General features: G+C 47.5%; 19 protein-coding genes and 2 tRNA genes. 12 read left to right on the top strand and 9 right to left on the bottom strand.

The genetic code is table 11. The annotated features are described in order from the left end of the window. The 3 genes from RMO27_RS04130 to RMO27_RS04120 all read right to left on the bottom strand — a co-directional run. Window positions 1-339, bottom strand: a 339-nt coding sequence (locus tag RMO27_RS04130) for a transposase (protein WP_309729382.1), incomplete at its 3' end; no start/stop codon positions are given. Window positions 340-341: 2 nt separating this feature from the next. Beyond that, window positions 342-1,355, bottom strand: coding sequence for a hypothetical protein (locus RMO27_RS04125; protein ID WP_309729381.1), 1,014 nt, complete (start codon window positions 1,353-1,355; stop codon window positions 342-344). Window positions 1,356-1,422: 67 nt separating this feature from the next. Next, window positions 1,423-2,070 carry a hypothetical protein gene (locus tag RMO27_RS04120; RefSeq protein WP_309729380.1) on the bottom strand — a complete coding sequence of 216 codons (648 nt, stop codon included), beginning with the start codon at window positions 2,068-2,070 and terminating at the stop codon, window positions 1,423-1,425. Between the two features lie 174 nt (window positions 2,071-2,244). Here RMO27_RS04120 and RMO27_RS04115 point away from each other — a divergent pair. The 6 genes from RMO27_RS04115 (at window position 2,245) to RMO27_RS04090 (ending at window position 11,225) form a co-directional block, all read left to right on the top strand. Next, window positions 2,245-2,318, top strand: a tRNA-Arg gene (locus RMO27_RS04115). Between the two features lie 346 nt (window positions 2,319-2,664). Further along, on the top strand, window positions 2,665-5,262 hold the full coding sequence (gene gyrA / locus RMO27_RS04110; protein ID WP_309729378.1) for a DNA gyrase subunit A: 2,598 nt from the start codon (window positions 2,665-2,667) through the stop codon (window positions 5,260-5,262). A 104-nt stretch (window positions 5,263-5,366) separates the two neighbouring features. After that, window positions 5,367-5,618: a type II toxin-antitoxin system Phd/YefM family antitoxin gene (locus RMO27_RS04105; protein ID WP_309729376.1), complete on the top strand. Its 252-nt coding sequence runs from the start codon at window positions 5,367-5,369 to the stop codon at window positions 5,616-5,618. Next, window positions 5,615-6,001, top strand: coding sequence for a type II toxin-antitoxin system VapC family toxin (locus tag RMO27_RS04100; protein ID WP_309729374.1), 387 nt, complete (start codon window positions 5,615-5,617; stop codon window positions 5,999-6,001). The genes RMO27_RS04105 and RMO27_RS04100 overlap by 4 nt, the downstream gene beginning before the upstream one ends. A gap of 187 nt (window positions 6,002-6,188) precedes the next feature. After that, a complete protein-coding gene (locus tag RMO27_RS04095; protein WP_309729372.1) occupies window positions 6,189-9,779 on the top strand; it encodes a chemotaxis protein CheB in 3,591 nt (1,196 codons plus the stop codon). Between the two features lie 54 nt (window positions 9,780-9,833). Further along, entirely contained in the window at window positions 9,834-11,225 is a 1,392-nt protein-coding gene (locus RMO27_RS04090) for a response regulator (protein ID WP_309729370.1), read from the top strand. Window positions 11,226-11,232: 7 nt separating this feature from the next. Here the strand turns inward: RMO27_RS04090 and RMO27_RS04085 are convergent, their stop codons facing one another. Continuing rightward, window positions 11,233-11,760 (bottom strand): glyoxalase-like domain protein, encoded by a 528-nt coding sequence (locus tag RMO27_RS04085; protein ID WP_309729368.1) that lies wholly within the window; start codon window positions 11,758-11,760, stop codon window positions 11,233-11,235. A gap of 228 nt (window positions 11,761-11,988) precedes the next feature. Between RMO27_RS04085 and rplS the strand changes: the two genes are divergently transcribed. Together rplS and RMO27_RS04075 are read left to right on the top strand one after the other, a co-directional pair. Then, window positions 11,989-12,354: a 50S ribosomal protein L19 gene (rplS, locus tag RMO27_RS04080; protein WP_309729366.1), complete on the top strand. Its 366-nt coding sequence runs from the start codon at window positions 11,989-11,991 to the stop codon at window positions 12,352-12,354. A gap of 87 nt (window positions 12,355-12,441) precedes the next feature. Continuing rightward, window positions 12,442-12,514: transfer RNA gene (locus tag RMO27_RS04075), tRNA-Trp, on the top strand. A gap of 59 nt (window positions 12,515-12,573) precedes the next feature. On the opposite strand, the gene RMO27_RS04070 is transcribed toward RMO27_RS04075, so the two are convergent. The 4 genes from RMO27_RS04070 to RMO27_RS04055 form a co-directional block, all read right to left on the bottom strand. After that, the gene (locus RMO27_RS04070) at window positions 12,574-14,115 is read right to left on the bottom strand and encodes a hypothetical protein (protein WP_309729364.1); all 1,542 of its coding nucleotides are present in this window, start codon (window positions 14,113-14,115) and stop codon (window positions 12,574-12,576) included. Further along, window positions 14,112-15,629, bottom strand: coding sequence for a DUF3492 domain-containing protein (locus RMO27_RS04065; RefSeq protein WP_309729362.1), 1,518 nt, complete (start codon window positions 15,627-15,629; stop codon window positions 14,112-14,114). Before RMO27_RS04065 ends, RMO27_RS04070 begins: the two co-directional genes overlap by 4 nt. Before the next feature lie 106 nt (window positions 15,630-15,735). Next, the gene (locus RMO27_RS04060; protein ID WP_309729361.1) at window positions 15,736-17,667 is read right to left on the bottom strand and encodes a response regulator; all 1,932 of its coding nucleotides are present in this window, start codon (window positions 17,665-17,667) and stop codon (window positions 15,736-15,738) included. 361 nt (window positions 17,668-18,028) lie between these two features. After that, window positions 18,029-19,201, bottom strand: coding sequence for an AGE family epimerase/isomerase (locus tag RMO27_RS04055; RefSeq protein WP_309729383.1), 1,173 nt, complete (start codon window positions 19,199-19,201; stop codon window positions 18,029-18,031). A 284-nt stretch (window positions 19,202-19,485) separates the two neighbouring features. Between RMO27_RS04055 and RMO27_RS04050 the strand changes: the two genes are divergently transcribed. The 4 genes from RMO27_RS04050 to cobA all read left to right on the top strand — a co-directional run bounded on the left by RMO27_RS04050 (window position 19,486) and on the right by cobA (window position 23,276). Further along, window positions 19,486-20,724, top strand: coding sequence for a transposase (locus RMO27_RS04050; RefSeq protein ID WP_309729359.1), 1,239 nt, complete (start codon window positions 19,486-19,488; stop codon window positions 20,722-20,724). A gap of 118 nt (window positions 20,725-20,842) precedes the next feature. Beyond that, complete coding sequence (locus tag RMO27_RS04045) at window positions 20,843-21,685, top strand: PEP-CTERM sorting domain-containing protein (protein WP_309729357.1); 843 nt, start codon at window positions 20,843-20,845, stop codon at window positions 21,683-21,685. A 76-nt stretch (window positions 21,686-21,761) separates the two neighbouring features. Further along, window positions 21,762-22,475, top strand: coding sequence for a sirohydrochlorin chelatase (locus tag RMO27_RS04040; RefSeq protein ID WP_309729356.1), 714 nt, complete (start codon window positions 21,762-21,764; stop codon window positions 22,473-22,475). A 24-nt stretch (window positions 22,476-22,499) separates the two neighbouring features. Beyond that, a complete protein-coding gene (gene cobA / locus RMO27_RS04035; protein ID WP_309729355.1) occupies window positions 22,500-23,276 on the top strand; it encodes a uroporphyrinogen-III C-methyltransferase in 777 nt (258 codons plus the stop codon). Window positions 23,277-23,299: 23 nt separating this feature from the next. Here cobA and RMO27_RS04030 read toward each other — a convergent pair. Further along, a partial coding sequence (locus RMO27_RS04030) for a hypothetical protein (RefSeq protein ID WP_309729386.1) occupies window positions 23,300-23,501 on the bottom strand: 202 nt, incomplete at its 5' end.

The raw sequence follows: 23,501 nt of genomic DNA, 5'->3' as shown, positions 1-23,501 counted from the left end.
GGTTGGAGTTGGTAGAATCTGAGGTAGCTCGATCTCGATCGAGTCGGGAACAGGATCGAGCCGATCTAATGGCTCGTCTAGGGCGAGATCTGGCGGTGAATTGGCATTCCCATCGGCCATTATCGTTAAATTATCTTCTTCGTTCCCGCCCTTGACGCCACGTTTTTGTTGGATTAAGACTTCATATTCGGCTTCGGGAATACTGGTCTTCAGCAGGCGACTGATCGTCGAATTGCTGACCCCATAGCGACTTGCTAGAGATGCGGTAGTATCTCCAGTCTGACGGTAGAGATCGACAATCTCCAACTTATCTGCATCGGTAATTTTTTTAGAACTCATGTTTACTTAATAGCAGTTCGTCGGCGAGCGAGACGGCGGGCACGAATGGAATGATCGAATTCTAGCGCGGCAGCAATGCCAAACTGCACGATCCCAAAAATCCAGAACACTTCCATAATAAAGCCACTTTCATATCCTTGCACTCGATTATTGGCATAGGCGAACCAAGTATCAGCAATATAAAAACATAATACCGCCTGGGCGGCCATTCGCCAGGGCAATCCCAACCGACTGCCCCAAAATCCGACAAACAGAATTGCCGAAAAAGTCAGCAGCACCAGATCACATAAAACGTAAAACAAATTGAAGCTATTGACTAGTGGCTGCATCGATCGATCGATCGCGAGTACCCATGCTGGCGGATGCTGGGGATTGCCAATCGCAACCGGATCGATCGCCTGAGCCACAATCGACGGCGGACTAGTATTGACAATCGGTTTGCTGTCAGCAGCCTGGACGATCTCGATCGCACCCAGTGGCGGTGGTGTGGTGACGGCTCTAGCGGAAAGTGTCGTCAGCCAACAACCCACTGTCAAACCGACAGCGACAACACCGCCAACGATCGCCCATTGCTGCGGTTTCAACTGGACATCTCGATCGAGAATGGCCAATCTCATCCCCGCAATCGCGATCGTGTAAAACAACACGAAAAACGGATTGCCAGCAGAAGCAGCCGGATCTAAGCCCCAGAGCATTTCCCACAACGAGAACCACAGATTGCCCACAAAAAACGCAAACATCGCCAGCGCAAATAACAACCATACGGCTCTACCACTGACGATCGATTCGTACCAGTAGTTGCGCAAACACAACCAACCAGAAACGAGCAAACCAATTTCTTCCAATCCCGTGGTCGTCAAAATAAACCACAGCGGATGAGTGGCATTGGTATCGACGACACTAAAATTGAGATAAATCGCCAGTGAAATCGCCGCCCAAATTATGCCCCCATAAATGACATATTCCCCAGTAATTTGCGGTTGTCCGCCCGATTTTGCTAGTGATGATTTAGTCATATGCTGGGGGTCTACAAGAGTAGTGAAGACGGAGGATTTGGCCAATATCGATGATCTGAATAGAACGCTACAATTCCAAGATTTCTGCTAATGTCGCTTGCCATAAAGCTGGCATCGATTGCACGATCTCGATCGTCAGTTCCGTCCCAAATTGGCGGCCGATTTTGTGTTGAGCGATTTGGGAGAGTTGACGATCGAAGATCTCAAAATCCGATTTCGTCCAATTTGCTAATTTAGTTTCAGCAAATGGATCGAGTAATCGTAGTCGATCGAGATCTTGACGCGATTGGAGGGCTGGAGTCAGTGCGACTAATTCATCCGCAATTACTAGCAATTGTTTCGCTCCGAGTAAACTTTCCCACTGTGCCCATAACTCTTGAACTAGCCAGATGCTTGCCTGTTGCAATTCTAATCTAGTCTCAACGCTAGACGCGGACTGCTTGGGTGCGGTTACAGTGGGTTTGGTTGCCGTTCGCTCTGGCGTCCATAGCGAGTAATGGTTAGCTTCAGAGACTACTAAACAGCCGTTGGGAGAAGCCTCGATCGCCTGCTGCCATTGTTGTGTTACTGGGCGAGCAAGATTGAGCTTGTGACTGGCAACAACCCTCACGAGATCGTAAGTTTGCCCTTGATAATCGAGTTGCAACCTGGGTATGCGATCGTCAGCGCGATGAGATATCCCAATCCGTACTAATTTTGCATCGATGATTGACATATCCGATCTCGAAAACATATTCTCTTATTTAAGATCGAAGACCTCCAGATTACCAAGGGTAATATTGCCGATCTCCCTCACGGCCTCAATCGAATTGCCAATATCTTTTCATAGGTTTGGCACTTGACATTGCTGCAATTGTCGTTGGAGTATGTTAGAATATGGTGCTAATGTGGGTGAATAGCTCAGTTGGATAGAGCAACTACCTTCTAAGTAGTCGGTCGGGGGTTCGAGTCCCTCTTCACCCGTAAATCTAGACCACATTATTCAGCCTCAGCGGTTTCCGGTCGTTGTTGCACATTCGATCCGGTATATCCTGGCAAAAGAGAGAACATTTCAGTTTTAGTTAGCTTCTACCAAAAAATCATCAGGTTTGTGCTTTCCCTGGCATGGATTTGGATATACCAAAACTTGAACAGCTTTCCAGTAATCTAGCTACCCAACTTATCCAGATCGACTCGATCAAATCAAACACTCTTTTCTAGCATCCAGCAAGCCTTTTAGCCCCAAATATCGACCCACACGTACCCCCCTAAATGTGATAAAATTGAACTAGCGAATTAGTACAATTATCTAAGCTGGACGGAGCATTCCATGACTACTTCCCAAGAGCGAATCGTCCCTACAGATCTAAGACTTGAGATGTCTCGCTCTTACCTAGAATACGCCATGAGCGTAATCGTAGGGCGAGCACTTCCCGATGCCAGAGACGGACTCAAACCAGTCCACCGCCGCATCCTGTATGCGATGCATGAACTGGGTTTGACAGCCGACAGGCCGTTTAGAAAGTGCGCGCGGGTAGTCGGGGAAGTCCTCGGTAAATACCATCCCCACGGCGATACGGCTGTGTATGACGCGCTGGTGCGGATGGCGCAAGATTTTTCGATGCGCAATCCGTTGATCAACGGACACGGTAACTTTGGTTCGGTCGATAACGATCCGCCAGCGGCGATGCGGTATACCGAGTGTCGTCTGCAAGCTTTGACGATGGAAGCGGTATTGCGGGATATCGAAGCCGAAACAGTTGACTTTGCTGACAACTTTGACGGTTCCCAACAGGAACCAACCGTCATGCCAGCGCGGATACCCCAGCTATTGCTCAATGGTTCTTCGGGGATTGCCGTGGGGATGGCGACAAATATTCCGCCCCACAACTTGGGTGAATTGATCGATGGGGTGGTGGCATTGATTGCCAATCCAGAGATTACGGATATGGAATTGATGCAATATATTCCTGGTCCTGACTTTCCGACCGGAGCGCAGATTCTGGGGACAGGGCCGATCAAAGAAGCTTATGCAACTGGGCGCGGCTCGATCGTCATGCGCGGGGTGGCGAATATTGAAACATTAGAATATAAAGGTAGACCCGATCGCGAAGCGATTATTATTACCGAATTACCATTCCAGACGAATAAGGCAGCCCTGATCGAACGGATCGCCGAAATGGTCAATGACCATAAGTTAGAAGGGATCTCGGATATTCGGGATGAAAGCGATCGCGATGGGATGCGGATCGTGATCGAACTCAAGCGGGATGCTTATCCCCGCGTTGTGCTGAACAATCTCTACAAGCAAACGCCGATCCAAACCAACTTCGGTTGCAACATGTTGGCGTTGGTAAATGGGGAACCCCAATTACTCACCCTCAAAAAATTCCTGACGGTGTTCCTCGATTTCCGGATCGAGTCGATTACCCGCCGAACCCGTTACCAGTTGCGGAAAGCACAGGAGCGCGATCACCTGTTAGAAGGTTTACTAATCGCACTGGCTAATTTAGATGCTGTGATTCGCTTAATTCGCGCTGCTGCTGATTCGGCAACTGCCAAACAGGAGATGATCGAACGCTTTGCCCTGTCAGAATTTCAATCCGATGCGATTCTCCAGATGCAACTGCGGCGGCTGACAGCTTTAGAAGCTGACAAAATCCGCTTAGAGCATGATGCGCTGACGATCGAGATTACCGATTTGCTCGATATTCTGGCGCGGCGGGAACGGATTTTGGATATCATCCAAACCGAAATCGCTGAAATCAAATCTACTTTTGCCACTCCACGTCGGACGCTAATCGAACATGGGGAAGGAGATTTAGAAGATACCGACCTAATTGCCAACGAAAAGTCGCTAATTCTCGTCACCGAGCAGGGTTATATCAAACGGATGCCCGTCAGCACCTTTGAAACCCAAAGCCGTGCGACACGGGGCAAAAAAGGCACGGGGATGAAAGAAGAAGATGCGATCGAGCATTTCTTGACCTGTTGCGACCACGATACGATCTTGCTATTTAGCGATCGCGGGGTGGTGTATACGGTTAAAGCTTACCAAATTCCCGTTTCTTCACGCACGGCGCGGGGGATTCCGATCGTCCAAATGTTACCGATTCCCCGTGAGGAAAAGATTACCTCAGTGGTACCTGTGAGCGAGTTTAGCGATGATGAATACTTGATCATGCTCACGCAGAAGGGTTTCATCAAAAAGACCGCTTTATCAGCATTCTCCAGCGTCCGCGCCAATGGTTTGATTGCCATTTCCCTCGAAGAAAGCGATAAACTCCGGTGGGTACGTCGCGCTAAAGAAACCGATAGTGCGATTATCGGTACGCGGAATGGGATGACCATTCATTTCCGCACCGATCGCGATCAGCTCCGACCGCTGGGACGAGCCACGCGGGGCGTTAAGTCGATGTCGCTCAAGAAAGGTGATGAACTAATCAGTATGGACATCTTGCCCAGCCAAGTCATCGCTCAGATGGTGGCAGCGAGTGAAGATGCGGGTGTGGATGATATCGATGATACGGTTGCTGAAGATGTAGCCGTGCCAGCAGGTGAAGGGCCGTGGATTCTAGTTGTCACCACTGGCGGACTCGGCAAACGAGTACCCGTCACCCAATTCCGCCTCCAAAATCGGGCAGGGATGGGCGTACTAGCGATCAAGTTCCGCAAAAAAGGCGATAAATTAGCCGCGCTGCGGGTCGTCAATCCCGACGAAGAAATGATGATCGTTACCAATCGGGGGATTATCATTCGGCAGGCGATCGATGCCATCTCCTCTCAATCGCGGATGGCAACTGGGGTGCGAGTGCAGAAGCTAGATGACGACGATGCCATTATGGCCGTCGCGATCGTCCCCGCCTCCAATGGTGAAGAGGACTTACTCGATGATGCGATTGATGTAGAAGCAGTCGAAGAAGTGTAATAACTGTCTGAAATTTAGAGGGTGGGCATGGCCTACCCTCATTTTTTTCTAGTTTAAGATCGGATATCGCTAAAATTAAGTTATCTAATTACAGTCGATTGATTATGACCATCAATGTTAGTCTGGCAGAGGCCAACAACCAATTCCTCGACCTAATTCAACGGATCAAAGCTGGAGAAGAAGTTTTAGTGTCAGAATCGGGGATTTCGATTGCGCGAATCATCCCAATTTATCACCAGCTACCCCGTGTTCCCGGTCAAGATAAAGGTAAGATCTTGATCTCACCTGATTTTAACGATCCATTACCATCAGATATTTTGGATGGGTTCTTGAGTCCTGCCGATCCACAATTATGAATGCGTTATTAGATACTCATACATTTCTCTGGTGGGTTGCTGATGCACCCCAGTTATCTGAGCCTGTAAAGAATTTCATTTCCGACCCAAATAACCAAATATTTTTCAGCGTAGCTAGTGCTTGGGAAATTATTATCAAAGTGGGGACGGGTAAACTAACTATTCCTGAATCGCCAAATAAGTATCTTAATTCGAGAGTAATTGATAATAGATTTGAGATTTTACAGATCGAGTTACCCCATGTTCTTCAAGTTGCAAATCTGCCCGATCTGCACCGCGATCCTTTCGATCGAATCATTATCGCGCAAAGTCAAGTTACCAAAATGCCAATTTTGACGATCGACCGTCTAGTCATTCAATATGCTGTTGATGTAATTTGGTGACTGAATCGAGCGATCGAAGTCGGAGGAATTGCAGATGTTAAATTTCATCAAAACCTCAATTATTGAGTAGTGCTACCATCCATCTTTAGCTAATTAGCAGAAGATCGAAATTATTCATTACCATTTAGGCTACAGAAGTGAATCATAAACCCTGGATTGTAAACCGATCTCCACGTAAATCATCGTAATGGTATCCCCCGAACCTGCCGATCGCACTGAAGCAGAATTAGACAGCCTGTGTCCGATCGTCGGCGTAGGTGCTTCCGCTGGTGGATTGGAAGCATTCACCCAATTGCTCAACCATCTCCCCACTGATACGGGGATGGCATTCGTGCTGATACAGCATTTAGATCCCACCCATGCCAGCCTCTTGACCGAATTGCTGGCGAAAACAACGGCGATGCCCGTCATGGAAGTTCGCGATGGGATGCCGGTGCTACCCGATCGAGTGTATGTTATTCCCCCCAACCGCGAAATGACGTTGGTCGGAAATAACTTGCAGCTTTCTACTCGCAAGAAGACTCACGGGCGATATTTACCGATCGATCGTTTCTTTCAATCCCTGGCAACCGATCGCCAGCAGCAAGCGATTGCGGTAGTATTGTCGGGTGCAGATGGGGATGGAGCACTGGGCTTGGCAGCAGTCAAAGCGGCTGGGGGAATTACCTTTGCCCAAGATCTTGCTTCCTCCAAATTTGAGGGGATGCCCGAGCGGGCGATTGCCACGGGTTGTGTCGATTTTATTTTACCGCCTGAGGAGATCGCGGTGGAATTAAAACGGATTTGTCGTCATGGCGATGTCACTCAAATCCCACCGCGCCAACCAGCAGCTATTGTCGTAGCCGAGAATGAGCGCGATCCTCTCACCACAATCTTTGGCTTGCTCAGAACCAAGACAGGTGTTGACTTTACTGGTTATAAACCAGCCACGCTCAACCGGCGGATCGTGCGCCGGATGGCATTGCACAATCTCGAACTTTGGCAGGATTACGTCAGTTATCTTCAGACTCACCCCGCCGAATTGGGCGAGTTAGAGCGCGATCTATTAATTAATGTCACCAGTTTTTTTCGCGATCCAGCAACCTTTAATGCACTCAAAAGTACAGTTTTTCCAGCGATTATCGACCAAAAATCCCCAGGAGTGGGGCTGCGGATTTGGGTGGCAGGATGTTCGACTGGCGAAGAAGCATACTCCATTGCGATCTGCTTGTTAGAATATTTAGACGAACGAGCGATTCAGTTGCCGATCCAGATTTTTGCTACCGATATCAGTGAAACGGCGATCGATCTGGCGCGAACGGGGATCTATAAACCAGGTGCGATTGGTGGAGTTGATCCCGATCGATTGCGCCGCTTTTTTGTAGCAGTCAATGGTGGTTATCAAATTGGTAAATCCGTCCGCGAGTTGTGCATATTTGCCAGACAAAATCTGATTGCCGATCCGCCATTTTCACAGCTCGATCTGATTAGCTGTCGGAACGTGATGATTTATTTGGGTGCCCAATTGCAGCAACGGTTAATGCCGATTTTTCATTATGCACTCAGACCCAATAGTTTTTTGATACTAGGTACTTCCGAAAGCATCGGCGGCTTTTCGGATTTGTTTGCACCAGTAGACAAAAAATCCAAGATTTATGTTCGTAACTTGGCTCCTAGAAGTCCCTATTTAAGATTTAATAGTAGCGATCGCGCCCTCGAAAAAGTGAAGCCTATGCTACCGATCGATGAAGATAATCGAAGTGAGAATAATCTAGATCGAGCTGTCGATCGGATTGTAATCGATCGCTATGCACCTGTCGGTGTGACGATCGACAATGACATGAATATCGTTCAATTTCGCGGCCAGACGGGGGATTATCTCACACCTCCACCGGGCAAACCCAGTTTCAATCTGTTTGAGATGGCCAAACCAGAACTATCCGTCGAATTGCGCTCTGCCGTTCATCAAGCTAAACAACAGCAAGAAATCGTCCGCCACGAGGGTGTCCAGGTGAAAACTCTCAATGGGGTGAAAACGATCGCCATCGAAGTAATTCCGGTGAAAATTGGTACGGATAGTGAATCCTATTTGTTAGTGTTATTTCAAGAATCCATACTTACTGTCAACGCCACACCGATCGCCATCGCCGCGTCAGGTCAGTCTAAAAAAGTCAAGCAAACGGCACTAGAGCAAGCAAATAATCGACTCCAACAAGAATTAACCACCACCAAGGAATATTTAGAATCAATTATTGAAGAGCAGGAATCGACGAATCAAGCCCTACAAGTAGCTAACGAAGAAATTTTATCGAGTAATGAGGAACTCCAAAGTACGAATGAAGAGTTGGAAACTTCCCAAGAAGAGTTGCAAGCAACTAACGAAGAGTTGCACACGATTAATGAAGAACTCAACAGCCGTAATAGCGAATTAAATCAGATTAATAACGATCTTCAGAATTTGTTGAGTAGTATTAATATTCCAATTCTAATTCTCGATGGCGAGTTGCGAATTCGGCGATTTACTGTCCTCGCTCAACATTTATTTAATCTGATTCCGACAGATCTGGGACGACCATTTAGCGATATTCAACCTAATATTGTCATTCCCGATCTAGGTGCATCGATCCAATCAGTCATCGATACGCTGATTACCATTGAACGAGAAGTTCAAGATCGGGCGGGACATTGGTATAGTTTACGGATTCGACCCTATCGAACCAGCGATAATCGAATCGATGGGGTGACAATCGGGTTAATCGATATCGATACGCTCAAGCAGACGGCGGCAATCGTCGAAGCCGCGCGCGACTATGCCAATGCGATCGTCGAAACTGTCCGCCACCCTTTGCTGGTACTGGATACAGATTTACGGGTGATGCGAGCCAATCGATCTTTCTACGCATCTTTTCAACTTACCCCCGCTCAAACCGAACAACAATCGATCTTTGAATTGGGACGGGGGTGGGATCTGCCGAGCTTGCGATCGCGACTGGAAACGGTCATCTCCGAGCAGACTGAGTTTCAGGACTTCGAGGTAGTGCAAACCATTCCGCCACAGACATCCCGAATCCTGTCGATCGACGCACGGCAGATTAGAGACGATCTTCAGCAACAGACGATCCTGCTCGCGATCGAAGATATTACCGATCGCCGCCACACCGAAGTCCAGATCCAGAACTCTCTCACTGAAAAAGAAATATTACTGAGCGAAATCCATCATCGAGTCAAAAATAATCTCCAGATTGTTTCGAGTCTACTCAGTTTGCAGCGCAACCGCATTGATGATGCCCAAGTCAGTACCGTCCTGCAAGACAGCCAAAACCGCGTCCAGGCGATGGCCACGATTCACGAAATCCTCTATCGATCCCTAAATTTTGTAGATCTAAATTTTGCTGAATATATCCAAACCTTGGTCAACAATTTGTTTGATACTTATATTGTCGATCGGGCGACGATCTCCCTGCATGTAGATGTATCACCGGGCTTAAATATCGATGTCGATCGAGCTGTACTCTGCGGATTGATTATCAACGAACTAGTCACCAATGCATTCAAACATGGATTTGCTGGCGGTCAACAGGGTGAATTGCTGTTAAGCTTAGTAACTAGTGGTGAAAATTTCCTGACGCTATTAGTGGCAAATAATGGTCAGGAATTGCCGACAGATTTTGATGTATGTAAAGTTCGATCGATGGGACTTAATTTAGTCATGGCTCTGACTAAACAGATCGCTGGCGATCTGGTGGTGGAAACCGGAGCGATGACTGTGTTTAAAATTACTTTTCCCAGGTCGATCTAAGCTAAATTGCGATCGCAGATTGATATAATTTATCAAAAAAATCAGGCTTTCCTCATGGCGAAAATACTCATAGTTGAAGACGAAGTTATCGTCGCGTGGGACATCAAGGAAACCTTGGAAAAATTAGGTCATACTGTCGTCGATCTGGCGATCTCTGGAGCGGAAGCCATTCGATCGGCGACAATTGATAGCCCCGATTTGGTACTAATGGATATTCGGTTAGACGGCGAAATGGACGGGATTACGACTGGCAATGAAATCTATCATCGTCTCAAAATTCCCGTCGTCTACCTCACCGCCCACGCCGATGAATTCACTTTAGAGCGGGCAACTAAAACCGATCCCTTTGGCTACATTATCAAACCTTTTCAATCGCAATCGCTACAGAGCACAATTAAGGTTGCCCTCCAGCGGCACCAAGCCGAAGTGTGTGCCCAGATAGCGCAAGTATCTTTGGTGAACACCTTAGAAAACATTGGTAGTGGCGTTATTGTCAACGATCGACGGGGTGTAATCACCTTTATTAATGCGATCGCCCAAAAGCTGACTGGCTGGAATTCGACAGATGCGGTGGGGTTAGATATCGATCGAGTTTTCCGATTGGTTTGGGAAACAGACGGCACCCCGATCGAGAATCCCAGTCTGCGAGCGATGCGCTTAGGAGAACCTGTCAAGTCACCCGATCGCTGTTGGCTAGTCGCTAAAGATCGTTCGGAAATCCCAATTTCCGATACCGCTACGCCGATTGTCAAGCCAGATGGCCAGGTTGTGGGGGGAATGGTGGTTTTCCAAGACAACACCGAGCGGCTAACGACCGAGGTCGAATTGTGGGAGCGCAACGAAGATCTCGAAGCTTTTCAATTCAAACTCATCTCCCAACTCCAAGCCAAGACCGCCGAACATCAACAAGCGATCGCTTGTCTTCAGATCTTGGATTCAGTGCTGACGACAGTCAGGACGGTGCCCAGCGAATGTGCGTTGCTCGACCGTGCGATCCAACAATTATGCATGGCGATTGATGCCGATTACTGCTGGATTACGCTCCACGATCGCCAAGGTGACACAGCCCGTATTGTCTGCGAATATATCAATCCAGAACGTCGAATTTATCCGACTAGTAAAATCGGCCGTGAGATCGATTTACTGCTCTATCCCCAGTTTTACAATCGTCTATTGGAGATCGAAAGTTGGATCGAGCCACCAGTGGAAATTATCCCCAAAGTATATCAAGATCTATTGACGATCGCCTCGCAACTAATTGTCTGTCCGATGATCGTCGATCCCCAAGGATCTGCTGCTGGATCTACGCGGCAGCACAATTGGATGATTGGGGAAATTGGCATCATTAGTACGGGCAGCCTAACTTGGGCTTCTTGTCAATCTCAAGCGATCGTCCAAATCTTCAGCCATGCGATCCAATTGTTTCGCAAAACACATCCTCAGTAATCGATCTCTAATTAGCAGCTTCCGACATTTCGATCGTTCGACCTTCATAATCTTTGACCAAAAAGTTCAGCGGCTGCTCACTGCGAATCTTGTGCTTGACGCCACGAGTCTGAATCCGCATCAAAAGCTGCTCTAGACAGTCTCGATCGAAACAAACGTGCCGCTGGCGATTTTTGTCACCCAAGCTCGAACCAGTAATTACGTGCAACTGAGCATTTTTCTTGAGTTGGTACCACAAACCTTCCGAACCCTTCATCCCGCGTACGCTAGCTCTGCCCATCGGCGCGGCTAGATACATCGGATCGATTCCCGCAGTCCCGATCGTTTGTTCATAATCATAGTAGTAGTGGAGTGGCACTTGCGCGATCGGCAGATTGAGCATCCCCTCATACAAGTCCTGCGCGATCTTCAGATCGGACACCATCACCGTATACACCTTGGGGGCACTAGTCAAAAACAGCCACATCGCCCCAGCGTAGGCTGCCAGCAGCATCACCATGATACCTTGGGTCGAAAACAGGCTATCTAAAGGCATAAGATCGATAGGGCTAAGTATAGAGTCTATGTTAACAGTCTGGATTCAATATTTGAAGACAGTATCGCCGAAAAAATCGTGGTTCGGCTATTAGTAGAGAACTTGCTTGCTAGTTATAGCCGAATTTAGCTAGTCTTAACCTGGCCGACCGATCGCTCTTAAAAAAGAATTTTAGACAAATTTGCGCTAGTCTGCTATGATAAGAGTCTGTGAATTTTTTCAAACCACATGAAAGCCCAGGAAATTATTCGCTCGATCGAAGCGGAGTATCTAAAATCCGATCTGCCTACCCTTCACGTGGGCGATACCGTCCGTGTGGGCGTAAAAATTCAAGAAGGTAACAAAGAACGGGTGCAACCATACGAAGGCATTATTATTGCCACTCGTAACGGTGGCATCAATGAAACCATTACTGTGCGTCGTGTCTTTCAAGGGATCGGCGTGGAACGGGTATTCCTGTTGCACTCACCCAAAGTTGATAGCGTCAAAGTAATTCGTCGTGGTAAAGTCCGTCGTGCGAAACTGTTCTATCTTCGCGATCGCGTCGGTAAAGCAACTCGCGTCAAACAACGGTTCGATCGTCCTTTGGAATAGATCGACTTCAGAGTGTCCTGGCCATTAACTTTAGTTTTATACTATACTAATGTACGAGGGTCAGGAAAATCGCTCCATCTCTTACGTGCGTCCTTAGTTCAGTTGGTAGAACGTTGGTCTCCAAAACCAAATGTCGAGGGTTCAAGTCCTTCAGGGCGCGTCATCATCTATGTTTTAGGCTTTAAGTCAGTTAATAGTTCCATTGTGCTATCAACTAACTCAATACCCACTATAAAAGTAACAATAATCAGCTCGATCAATCGCTTTGAGTGTCTTCTTGGTAGAAGTAATCGCAAATAAGATCGATCCCAGCAGTAATCCGAGTGCAGCTAAATACACGCCTAATAAACTACTAATTAAATAACCGCTGACAAAGTCCAAGCACATCGAGGCGGCTAAAATTCCCAGCACCTCATTTAAGCGATTGAGACTGAGTAAAATCACGGTATTAAATAGACCGATCGCAAATAATAGATAGCCAATACAAGCCACTATTGTCAAAACGTTCTCAGTCAGGCTGCGATGTAAAATTGATAACAACAGAATTGTGATTGCCATCAGCAACCCAAAATACAAGAGAATTCGACTTAATAACGACCAATATTTTTTTTGAATCGTCCAAGGTAAACTCTCGATTTCAACCAATGTCATATTTTTGGCTCGATCGTACCAATAAATAATCAACTTATAACTAAAATATTCGACTAAAGGCACGATCAGTAGTAAATCTAGCAATGCAAGATCCATGCTGTCCTGATATTCTAAATTATTGCCTGGAATCAGAATAAAATGACCTACTGTAGTAATGTTTGCCACTAGTCGATCGGCAAAAATAAAGCCAAAATAGACGATGCCATAGCAAAAATATGGAATTAACAAGTAGATCAAAATACTTAACTGTGGCAAAGAGGGTAATTTGCCAAACGCGGGTTTAACGGCACGATACTTAATTTGGGTAGATATAGAGAGGATCGCGAGTAAGACAAAAGCGATCGAGATCGTGGTGACTTGTGCTTCTAGCGCACTTAATCTGAGAAATACTCTCAAAATAAAAAAGCAACAGCTAATCCCAATTAAGATACTTGGTGCGGCAAATCGATACTGAAGTCCGACGATCGCAAATAGCATCCAAATCGTACTCAGGACTACATAATATACGCCAGCAATAATAATAAATTTGTCAGTAGCAATCCCCAGATAGAAACCAAAAATCATCCCGATCGAGCTAAGTAACAGTGTCGTCAATATCCCCATCAACAAAATCGGCGTACAAATCCGATTGGCTTGGATCGGATCTTTTAAACCCATATAAAATAAACCGCGTCGGCTAATCATCTGGACAAAACCGCTACTGGTAATCAGGCTTGCCATCGTCACAAATCCAAACAAGGAATTGAGTTCCGCTGGTAAGAAGTCGATAGTTTTATCGATCGGCAGATAATTGAGAATCAGCAGGATAATAAAGGGAATAGTGTAAATGAAACTATGGGAAAATTGGGTGATAAATATGTCGATTTCTTCGGTCAGTTTCAGCGAAGTTTTAGCTCTGTTTCGATCTGATTCTGAGAAAGTGAACCGATCGCGTTGGGCATAGATGAATTGACCGAGAATCAAGGCATTGGGACAACCAAACTCTGCCTCGATCGCCTTGTCCGTATAACCCAAAGCTTCAATGATAGCGACAATTTCCCAAGGATCGCAGACATTTGGATAGTTAGTATAAATTGAATTAATTAAATTTTCTAATGCATGATTGGTCATACGATCGATCGTGATTTGCCTGCAAGTTTTAATTTAGAAATTCGCGCCTGCCGAATTAATTGGAGATAAGTATTGAGATAATTTTCAACGCATTGTTGTTGGGTAAATAGTTCGATCGCCCGCGCTCTGGCTCGATCGCCCATCTGTACCCGTTGCTGGGGGGTCATACTCAAGAGTTCGACGATCGATTCAGCGAGAATTTGCGGTCGATCGGCTGGGACGACTAAACCAGTATCGGCTAAAGCTTCTTCGACTCCACCGACATCGGTAGCCACGATCGCCGAGCCACAGAGCATCGCTTCAATCACTGTATAGGGAAAACCTTCAGAAATACTCGACATTGCGACGACATCGGCTTCGCCATACACTCGCCAAGGCTCACTAGTAAAGCCAGCAAACTTGACAGTGCCTTCTAATCCATATTCTTTGACCTTGCGCTGACAGCGATCGAAGTAATCTAGATCGGAAGGTTTACCATACAATCTAAATTCGACATCAGGAAATTTATCGCGGACGATCGCCGCAGCTTCAATCAGGGTTAATTGTCCTTTGAGAGCAAAAATCAGCCCGATATTCAAGACGATAGGATGAGAATTAGGCGGACGATTTTGGGGTTTAAATTTTTGAGGATCGGCACCGTTATAGATAATTTTAATCCGTTCTGATGGTACATCCCACCATTGTTCCCACCGCGTATTATATTGACAAACTGGTGAGACAATATCGGCAAAGTGATAATTTAATTTGACGACGGCACTGACTAAATAATGTAAAAAGCGGCGGACAAATACCGATCGAATCGAAGTCCGCAAATTGAGATATTGTTCGCGAATATTAATCCCATGCTCGGTCAGCAAATACGGAATCTGATATTTGATCTTGCCAATTATGCCTGGTAAGCCACAATAACTAGCCGCTGAGGAATGAATGAGGTCTACCGCTGGAATCGGGATGTGGAGAGGAATGCACAACCGATATAGCAGCTTGAGTGTTTCGGCAATCTCGTCGAGGGTAATCAGATCTGGTTTGACTTGCGATTGCCAAGCGGTGGTTACTAGTTGTTGAAAACATTGCCACACTTCGATCGACATCATGGTTTTGTGATAGTCATAGCGCAGAAAATATTCATGCATTCCTACGAACGTATTACCGAGCGTATCGATGTCCATCACATCCGGTAAGAGGATACCGGTTAATAACTGTGTAAATAGGGGAACGAATCTTTGACTAATAATGCTCCCAGTAGTGGCAATTTTGCTCTTGAGGGCACGAGAAAAGGGAAATCGCCATCCATACTCGATCGGGTCTTCCATCCCCCACAATGGCACCTTGAATACTTGAGTGACATTAGCGGATAATTCGTATTGTTGGGTCAAATACGGATTGGCGACGATCGCTAACAGCTTGAAATCCACCTCTGGCATCTGGTGAGTGAGTTCGTGACACCAAGTACTCACACCACCACTCATAAATGGGTACGTACCTTCGGTTGTCATCAAAATGCAAGGCTTCATTTAGGGGATAGGGGGGGATAAGTGAATAGTGGATAGAGAATTTGAAAATTAACAGGACGCTTGCGTCCTAAAGCCTATCTATGCCCTATTCCCTATTCCCTATCCCCTATTTCGGAAAATACACCGTCCCAGTCTGACCGATCGCGACGGTAGATTTGGGATTGGTGAATTCAACTTCGACATGTTGGGTCGATCGATCGAGTGGTGGGGCGATAGTAGTGACGAGAGCGACTAATTCTTGACTGTCGCTGGCGGTACCAAATTTGACGAGTGCCCGTTGTCCTGGTTTTAATAATGCGGCTTGTTGGGGATCGAGATCGACACCAAGCTTGAGTTTTTGGGGGTTGACGATCCCGATCAATTTACTACCGACAAATACCCGATCTCCGACAGCGATGGGAATCTCGATCGCCATTCCGGCGACTGGGGCATTAATACTCACCGTCGTCGGTTCGAGGATGGGTGTTTTGTTAGCAGTGGGGTTGGCGATCTTAGATTTGGCTGCTTGCTGCTGCAATTGTTGCAATTTGGCACCGATCTGTTGGTAATCTGACTGAGCGACTTGTAATTGGGCTTGGAGCTGTTGCAGTTGTCCGGCTTGTTCTTTGAGTGCGAGTTGTTGTTGGAGTTGAGTCGATCGCGTTTGCGCGGCTTGCTTGGTGGTAGCCACTTGAGATGCAGCCACCAAGCTATCGTAGTCCGATCGCGCGATATTTAGATCGGATTGGGCAACGGTCATCTCTTTTTTAGCTTGTTCGACTCGATCGGTAGAGATCGCTCCAGCACTTTGATACTGTAATAGTCGCTCGTAGGTAGTAGCGGTCTGGGCGTAGATCGACTGCGCGCGGTTGACTGCTTCGAGTTTTTGGCTCAGGGGCAATTTTTCCGAGCTGGTGGCGATCTCTGTAATACGTATATTGGCCGCTGCCACCTGTTGGCGGAGGGGAGCCAAGTTTTGGTGATAATTAGCGATCGCGAGTTGGATCGTCGCGATCCTACCAGTGGCAGCTTTTTGTTCGCCCAAGAGTAATTGCTGTTGCTGGAGGACTTGTTGCTGCTGCTGAGTCGCTTGCTGGATCGCTACTTGTTGGCGTTCGGTGTCGAGTTGCTGTTGTTGCAGAATTTTGGTTTGATTGACCCGTTCGGCATCAGTGTTGCGGATGGTCGCTAAGCGATCGCCAGACTTGATGGATTGTCCGGCTTTGACCGTTAGTGCCGTAACTATCCCAGGAATAGTCGCATCGATTTTGGTGATGTGCAACGGTTCGATTTTGCCAGTAAAAGGGAGATTATGTAGCTGTTGGGCGCGATCTTGGCGATCGGGCATCTCGGCTGGCTTCTTTAAGCTTTGGCGGAGCAGATAGAGCGAACCTGTCAAACCCAGCCCGGCCAATACTAAGGCGGCTGCTTGGTACCAACCGATCGATTTCCGCGATTTTTGTAATGCAGTAATGTCTAAAATTAATTCTGATGGCTGGTCTAAGTCACTACCAGGTGCTGGTTCCGTTTTGACAGCCTTATTTGTCTTGACTTGAGATAATTCCAAGCCACCAGCCCGCTCGATCCGGCTAATGGAGATCCGCTCGTTGGGCTGTTTGGGTTTCCATGCCAGTGCACTTGTTTGCTCTTTGTGCGGAATAAATTTTTCAAATAAACCAGGCGCAATCTGCATGTAGCCGCGATTGACAAAGCGGACGGCATCGCGAATTTCTTGGGCGGGGGCACCCTTGAGAATATAACCATTCGCACCAGCATAGATGGAATCGGCGACATATTCGTCACTGTCGTGGCTACTCAACACTAGCACTCTAGTTTTGAGCGAGCTATGGGAAATAATTTTGGTAGCGAGGACACCATCGATATCTGGCATCTCCATGTCCATGAGGACGACATCAGGGAGGAGTAATTTTACTTGCTCGATCGCGTCGTAACCATTGTCTACCATGCCGACGATATCGAAGTCTGGTTCAGTCTCTAGTAGAGACTTCAGCCGTTCCCGAATGCTCTTCTGGTCATCCACCAGGAGAATGCGAATCATGTCCAATTCCTTAGATTTGTGATACTTACTGCTAACCAAACTCTGGTTTACTTATTCGATCGATCTACCCTCGAAACCGGATGAAAAAATGTTTTGATGCTTCATTTATCAATCCTATTATAGATTCAAACTAAATCGAGCGATCGCTACTACTTAATCTAAATTTGTAATTTTTTTAACAAGATCGCGTTAGGCTTAGTGCCTGAAACGATTGTGCTATCATCATCCATCGATCGCAATGACAATCTCGACTGTCATAATTATGACTCGCACAATGCGCTTGGCAATCGAGATTGGCCGATTGGGCAACTTTTTTCAGCCAGGTGGCGGAGTTGGTGTGAAAAAAATCACCGATCGATTGTTAGCCAGCCAATTGCTCGAACTCGCGCCAACACATGAGCAAGGCACGAGGAACGTGAAAACACCCTTTCCATTTCCCGCCCTTGAGATCCAGTAATACTTCGCCCTGCCGATCGAGATAGCCAAACCATTCGCCATGTTCGGGATCGGCAAAGTGACTCCAGGTATATTCATGAACCTTTTGATACCACGTCCAACACTCCGCTCTCCCCGTGAGCCGATAACCCATTACCAGCGCGACCAGGGTTTCGACATGCACCCACCACAATTTCTGGTTCCATTCCAACTGTTGTGGTGGATGACCGTCAGCATCCATGAAGTAGTAGATGCCTCCATACTGTTCATCCCAGGCATAATTGAGGATATTTAGCACTACATCGACAGCTTGGTTAATCGTGGCTGGATCTTGACGCCGATTGGCGATGTCCATGATAAACCACATCGCTTCGATCCCATGGCCAGGATTAATCGATCGACCCTCAAAACAATCGACATGGCTACCATCGGGCGCGACATTTTCAAACATCAAGCCCCGCTCTTTGTCCAGAAAATCCGTCATCACTTCCTTGACAGTGAGATCCAACACGCGGTCGAGTTCGGTACTCGGTAATAGCCAGGACATTTCGAGCGTCAGATTGGCCAAAATCATCGGTACGGCTAGGGATTTGAGCGATCGCGTGCCGGGGTAGGTTTTGTTGTAGTGACCCTTGGGGTCGTCTTTGCGCCGCAAGACATTGTGATAGGCTTGGAGGGCGACATCCTTGGCCCAGGCTTCGCCATCGGCGAGCGCAAATTGACTGAAGGCCATCGCCGCAAAACAATCGGAAAAGATATTGTAAGGCTGGACGAGGGGTTGTCCGGATCGATCGAGGGCAAAGTACCAATTGCCCTGAGGATCGCGCCCATGCTCGGCCAAGAAATTCGCGCCGTGTCCGGCAATTTTCAGCCATTCTGGGCGCGGCTCGACGCGATTATATAGCATCGAAAATGTCCACACCTGACGATTTTGGAGCCAGATAAATTTATCGGTATCATAAACTCGGCCCGATCGATCAAGACAAGTATAATAACCGCCTTGCTCCCAATCGATCGAGTTTTGCGCCCAAAAGGGCATCACATTATCGAGCAGGGTATCTCGATAGAGCTGGGCGAGTTCTGTAAAATTGTCGGTCATGCTGCCAGTGCTCCCATCGCGATACTCGATCGATTGCGGGCGAATTACTACCGCAGCCAAATTGTACGCCAAAACTGTCGATCGGGAATGGCGACGATCGAGGCTACTTGAAACTTATGTAATATTTATCAGGAAATTGGGTAAAAACCCCGTGGTTCACCACGGCTTTGCGGGAGCAAACGAAGTGCAGCCCGTCTGCGCTGAAGATAGCAAATATCTTAACTCCGAGCATCAATTCTATGGTACAGTATCAACCATAAGATTAATCCGACCAACGCCCTTAAATGCTCGTATTTGAGTTTCGAGCCTACGCAAAACCAGCTCAGTTCACCGCAATCGACGATGCAATTCGCACCGTCCAATTCGTTCGCAACAAGGCGGTTCGCTATTGGATGGATGGACATGGCAAGTCGGTCTACGATCTGAACAAATACTGTGCAGTGCTAGCACGGGAGTTTCCGTTCGCGAAAGAACTCAACTCGATGGCGCGTCAAGCGGCAGCCGAGCGAGCATGGTCGGCAATCCAACGCTTCTACGATAACTGCAAAAAGCGGCTTGTTCCGGTCGGGTCTCCCGACCATGGAAACAAGACAAGACAGCAGGTGGTCGGAAAGAAAGGATTTCCCCAGTTTCAGCACGACAACCGTTCTGTTGAATACAAAACCACAGGCTGGGCGTTGTCTGAGGATCGTCAATCGATTACCTTTACCGACAAAAAAGGGATCGGTCGGCTCAAACTCAAAGGCACTAGAGATCTCCACTTCTACCAGATCGATCAAATCAAACGAGTTAGATTGGTCAAAAAGGCGGATGCTTACTATGTGCAGCTTTGCGTATCTGCCGACCGAAGCGAAAACCTATCGACAACTGGCAATACGATTGGACTAGATGTGGGTCTAAAGTCTTTCTATACCGACTCAAACGGCAAGGAAATTGAAAATCCTCGGTTCTATCGGATGGGTCAAGTTAAAATGAAGCGCAAGCAACGCTTGGTTTCTCGCAAGGTAAAAGGGTCAAGCAATCGCATCCGAGCCAGGATTAAGCTAGCAAGAACCCACCTCAAAATAAGTAGGCAGCGTAAAGATCACGCCATTAAGCTGGCGCGATGCGTAATCCAATCTAACGATTTGGTCGCTTACGAAGACTTGAGAGTGCGGAATATGGTGAAAAATCACTGTTTGGCTAAATCAATCTCAGATGCGGGATGGTATCAATTTAGGACATGGCTGGAGTATTTTGGCAAGGTGTTTGGTCGGGTGACTGTTGCAGTCAATCCTGCCTATACCAGTCAGGAATGCTCGAACTGTGGTGCGGTTGTTAAAAAATCCCTCTCTACTCGTACCCACGCTTGTCAGTGTGGATTTGAGTTGGACAGGGATTGGAATGCCGCACGGAATATACTGAGCCGTGGACTAGCTACGGTGGGGCACACCGGAACATGGGGGTCTGACCCCCTCAACGCTTGGGGAGATTCGATCTCTACTCCAGTTGGTGAAAACCTGCTGGGGCAAATCGAATCGTAGAGCCAAGAATCCTCCTCGCTTCAGCGGGAGGCGTGTCAATAAAATTAGTCTCGATCTGGTGGCTGCACGAGCATAATAGTGACAAGTCTATCTTTTAACTAGCTAATAGGTGTCGAATATGCAGCGCAAATATTGGCGATTAATCGCAGGGTTGGCGGCAATGAGCGTAATTGCTGGCGGAAGTTTCGATCGAGTTGGGGCGGTAACGACAGTACTATACGATGGCGCGCTCGGCGGATCGCCAACTAGCGGCGCGAATCCCTACTTGAATTTTTTTGGTGGCGGTATTGGTGTTCCCACGGCAGCTAGTGGAGTCACAAGATTGGATACGAGTAGTGATAACGTTATTCAAGCTGGTTATACGAATTACAAAACCGACTTGAGTGGTCTGTTTAATTCATCGTTTCCAGCGATATTAGATAATAATGCTGGTTATACACTCAGCTTTACTGTCAGAGTCAATTCTCAAACGAATGCTAGTCCTGATCGGGCGGGCTTCAGCGTGATCGTCTTGGGTAGCGACAACAAAGGGATCGAAATCGGGTTTAGGAATACCGATATTTTCTCGCAAAATGATGCCAGTTTTAACTCGATCGGCGAACAAAAGACCAATATTGGTTCGACACTAACAGCCCTAACTACTTATAATCTCAATGTTTTAGGGGGTAGTAATGCGGGTCTCTATACGCTCACCAGTGAAACTGATACGCTGCTGAGTGGTTCGTTACGGGATTATACGGCGGCAGCAACTGGTGCTTTGACTGCTGTATATGCCAAACCCAACTTTATTTTCTTAGGAGATGATACGACTTCGGCGGGTGCGAGTGTCGATGTCCAACGGATTTCTCTGACCACGAATCCGGCGGCAGTTCCCGAACCGAGTAGTTTGTTTGGCATTGGACTGGCGATCGGATTTGGAGCGCGACTCAAGCAGAAGTTGTGCCGAGAGCGGCTCGATTAGACTTAGCGATCGATTGGCTCGGAGATCGCCAATAATGTTATAACTAGTGTCCGATCATTATTGATGAGTGACTGGTGTGGCTGACGCTTATTTATTGGTATCTCATGGCAGTCGCGATCCGCGCCCCCAAATTGCCGTACGTCAATTGGCAGAGCAATTAAGAACTTGTTTGTCAGCCGTTATTGGCACAGCCCAACTAGAATTGGCAGACGCACCCCTGCACGTTCAGATTAGCGATTTTGCCAGCCAGTGTGCTGGGAGTGGGATCGAAAAAGTGGTAATTCTACCGTTATTTCTCATCCCTGGCGTGCATGTCATGGACGATATTCCCGTCGAAGTGGCACTAGCAAATGCGTGTGGGCAAATCCAGTCGATCGTCGCTCCGTTTCTTGGTTCCCATCTCGATTTTGTCAATTTGTTCGCTTGGCACGGTTCTGGCTCTACAGATCGAGCTATTATATTAGCCCACGGCAGTCGGCGATCGGGTGGCAATCAAATCGTTGAAGACTTAGCCGCGAAATGGAATGTTCAGGCAGCTTATTGGTCGGTAACGCCGAGTTTGACCGATCGGGTAACGGAATTAGTCGCCACAGGTGCGAGCAAAATTGAGATTTTACCTTATTTCCTATTTGCTGGCGGCATCACTGATGCGATCGCGTCAGCAGTGGCACAATTGAGATCCCAGTTTCCGCAGGTCGAATTGACCTTGGGCGAACCGATTGGGAATAGTCCAGAATTAGTAACCGCGATCTGCAATCTGCTCGGATCGATCGAGATATCTACAAATTAGCGCAACACTTCAATTAGAGGTTCAGTGACAGAGATAGTTGGTAAAGTTTATTTAGTTGGTGCGGGGCCTGGCGATCCAGGGTTATTGACGCTCAAGGGTAAGGTCTTGTTAGAGTCGGCTGATGTGGTAATTTATGATGCTTTAGTCAGTCCCGAAATTTTGGCAATCGTCTCGCCGCAAGCGGAACAAATCGATGCAGGCAAGCGGATGGGCAGACATTCATTGCTGCAAACTGAAACGACGGAGTTATTAATCCAGAAGGCGCGCGAACATGCGGTGGTCGTCCGGCTCAAGGGCGGCGATCCGTTTATCTTCGGACGCGGTGGCGAAGAAATGGAGGATCTGATTGCTGCTGGCATTGCGGTTGAGGTCGTGCCTGGTGTGACATCAGGAATTGCGGCTCCAGCCTACGCTGGTATCCCCCTGACGCATCGCAATTATAGTTCGTCGGTAGTTTTTGTGACCGGACACGAGATGGCTGGTAAATACCGGCCTGGAGTCAACTGGAGCGCGATTGCCCAATGTGCGGAGACAATCGTCGTCTATATGGGCGTGCGCAATCTCGATCGGATTACCCAGGAATTGATCGTAGCCGGATTGACGGAAGAGACACCGATCGCTTTAGTTCGCTGGGGTACTACTCCCGCCCAGCAAGAATTGATCGCCACCTTAGGGACAATTGTCGAGCGGGTAGAAGTAGCCCAATTTGGTGCGCCATCGATCGCCGTAATCGGCAATGTCGTCAAGCTCCACGAGACACTCGGTAGCTGGTATGTCGATCGAGCACCGAAGAATGCATGACCGAGGAGCGAGCGCGCTCGCCCTTAGCCGATCTGGCGTGAGGCGAGCTTTTCAAAATGGGCTTGAGTCTGATATAAAAATTGTTCGCGGCTATCAGCCGCATTAGTCAATGTGGGAACTAGATTTCGAGCTTGAAGTGCCATGTGCATTTGGAGGTGGGCTACATAGTCACTCATTTCTTCACCTGCGGCTAGTTGAGCAGCAAGGTTAGTTTGTGCGAAATTA

It is taken from the genome of Chamaesiphon sp. OTE_75_metabat_556, from assembly GCF_031378165.1.
Taxonomy (GTDB): domain Bacteria; phylum Cyanobacteriota; class Cyanobacteriia; order Cyanobacteriales; family Chamaesiphonaceae; genus Chamaesiphon.
The sequence above is the reverse complement of the archived record's forward strand: the minus strand, read 5'-3'. Positions and strand labels throughout refer to the sequence as shown.

What these genes read in the sequence shown, in the direction of transcription:
- RMO27_RS04125 (WP_309729381.1), bottom strand. Translation starts at nt 1,355, where the DNA reads ATGACTAAATCATCACTAGCAAAATCGGGCGGACAACCGCAAATTACT.
- RMO27_RS04120 (WP_309729380.1), bottom strand. Translation starts at nt 2,070, where the DNA reads ATGTCAATCATCGATGCAAAATTAGTACGGATTGGGATATCTCATCGC.
- gyrA (WP_309729378.1), top strand. Translation starts at nt 2,665, where the DNA reads ATGACTACTTCCCAAGAGCGAATCGTCCCTACAGATCTAAGACTTGAG.
- RMO27_RS04105 (WP_309729376.1), top strand. Translation starts at nt 5,367, where the DNA reads ATGACCATCAATGTTAGTCTGGCAGAGGCCAACAACCAATTCCTCGAC.
- RMO27_RS04100 (WP_309729374.1), top strand. Translation starts at nt 5,615, where the DNA reads ATGAATGCGTTATTAGATACTCATACATTTCTCTGGTGGGTTGCTGAT.
- RMO27_RS04095 (WP_309729372.1), top strand. Translation starts at nt 6,189, where the DNA reads ATGGTATCCCCCGAACCTGCCGATCGCACTGAAGCAGAATTAGACAGC.
- RMO27_RS04090 (WP_309729370.1), top strand. Translation starts at nt 9,834, where the DNA reads ATGGCGAAAATACTCATAGTTGAAGACGAAGTTATCGTCGCGTGGGAC.
- RMO27_RS04085 (WP_309729368.1), bottom strand. Translation starts at nt 11,760, where the DNA reads ATGCCTTTAGATAGCCTGTTTTCGACCCAAGGTATCATGGTGATGCTG.
- rplS (WP_309729366.1), top strand. Translation starts at nt 11,989, where the DNA reads ATGAAAGCCCAGGAAATTATTCGCTCGATCGAAGCGGAGTATCTAAAA.
- RMO27_RS04070 (WP_309729364.1), bottom strand. Translation starts at nt 14,115, where the DNA reads ATGACCAATCATGCATTAGAAAATTTAATTAATTCAATTTATACTAAC.
- RMO27_RS04065 (WP_309729362.1), bottom strand. Translation starts at nt 15,629, where the DNA reads ATGAAGCCTTGCATTTTGATGACAACCGAAGGTACGTACCCATTTATG.
- RMO27_RS04060 (WP_309729361.1), bottom strand. Translation starts at nt 17,667, where the DNA reads ATGATTCGCATTCTCCTGGTGGATGACCAGAAGAGCATTCGGGAACGG.
- RMO27_RS04055 (WP_309729383.1), bottom strand. Translation starts at nt 19,201, where the DNA reads ATGACCGACAATTTTACAGAACTCGCCCAGCTCTATCGAGATACCCTG.
- RMO27_RS04050 (WP_309729359.1), top strand. Translation starts at nt 19,486, where the DNA reads ATGCTCGTATTTGAGTTTCGAGCCTACGCAAAACCAGCTCAGTTCACC.
- RMO27_RS04045 (WP_309729357.1), top strand. Translation starts at nt 20,843, where the DNA reads ATGCAGCGCAAATATTGGCGATTAATCGCAGGGTTGGCGGCAATGAGC.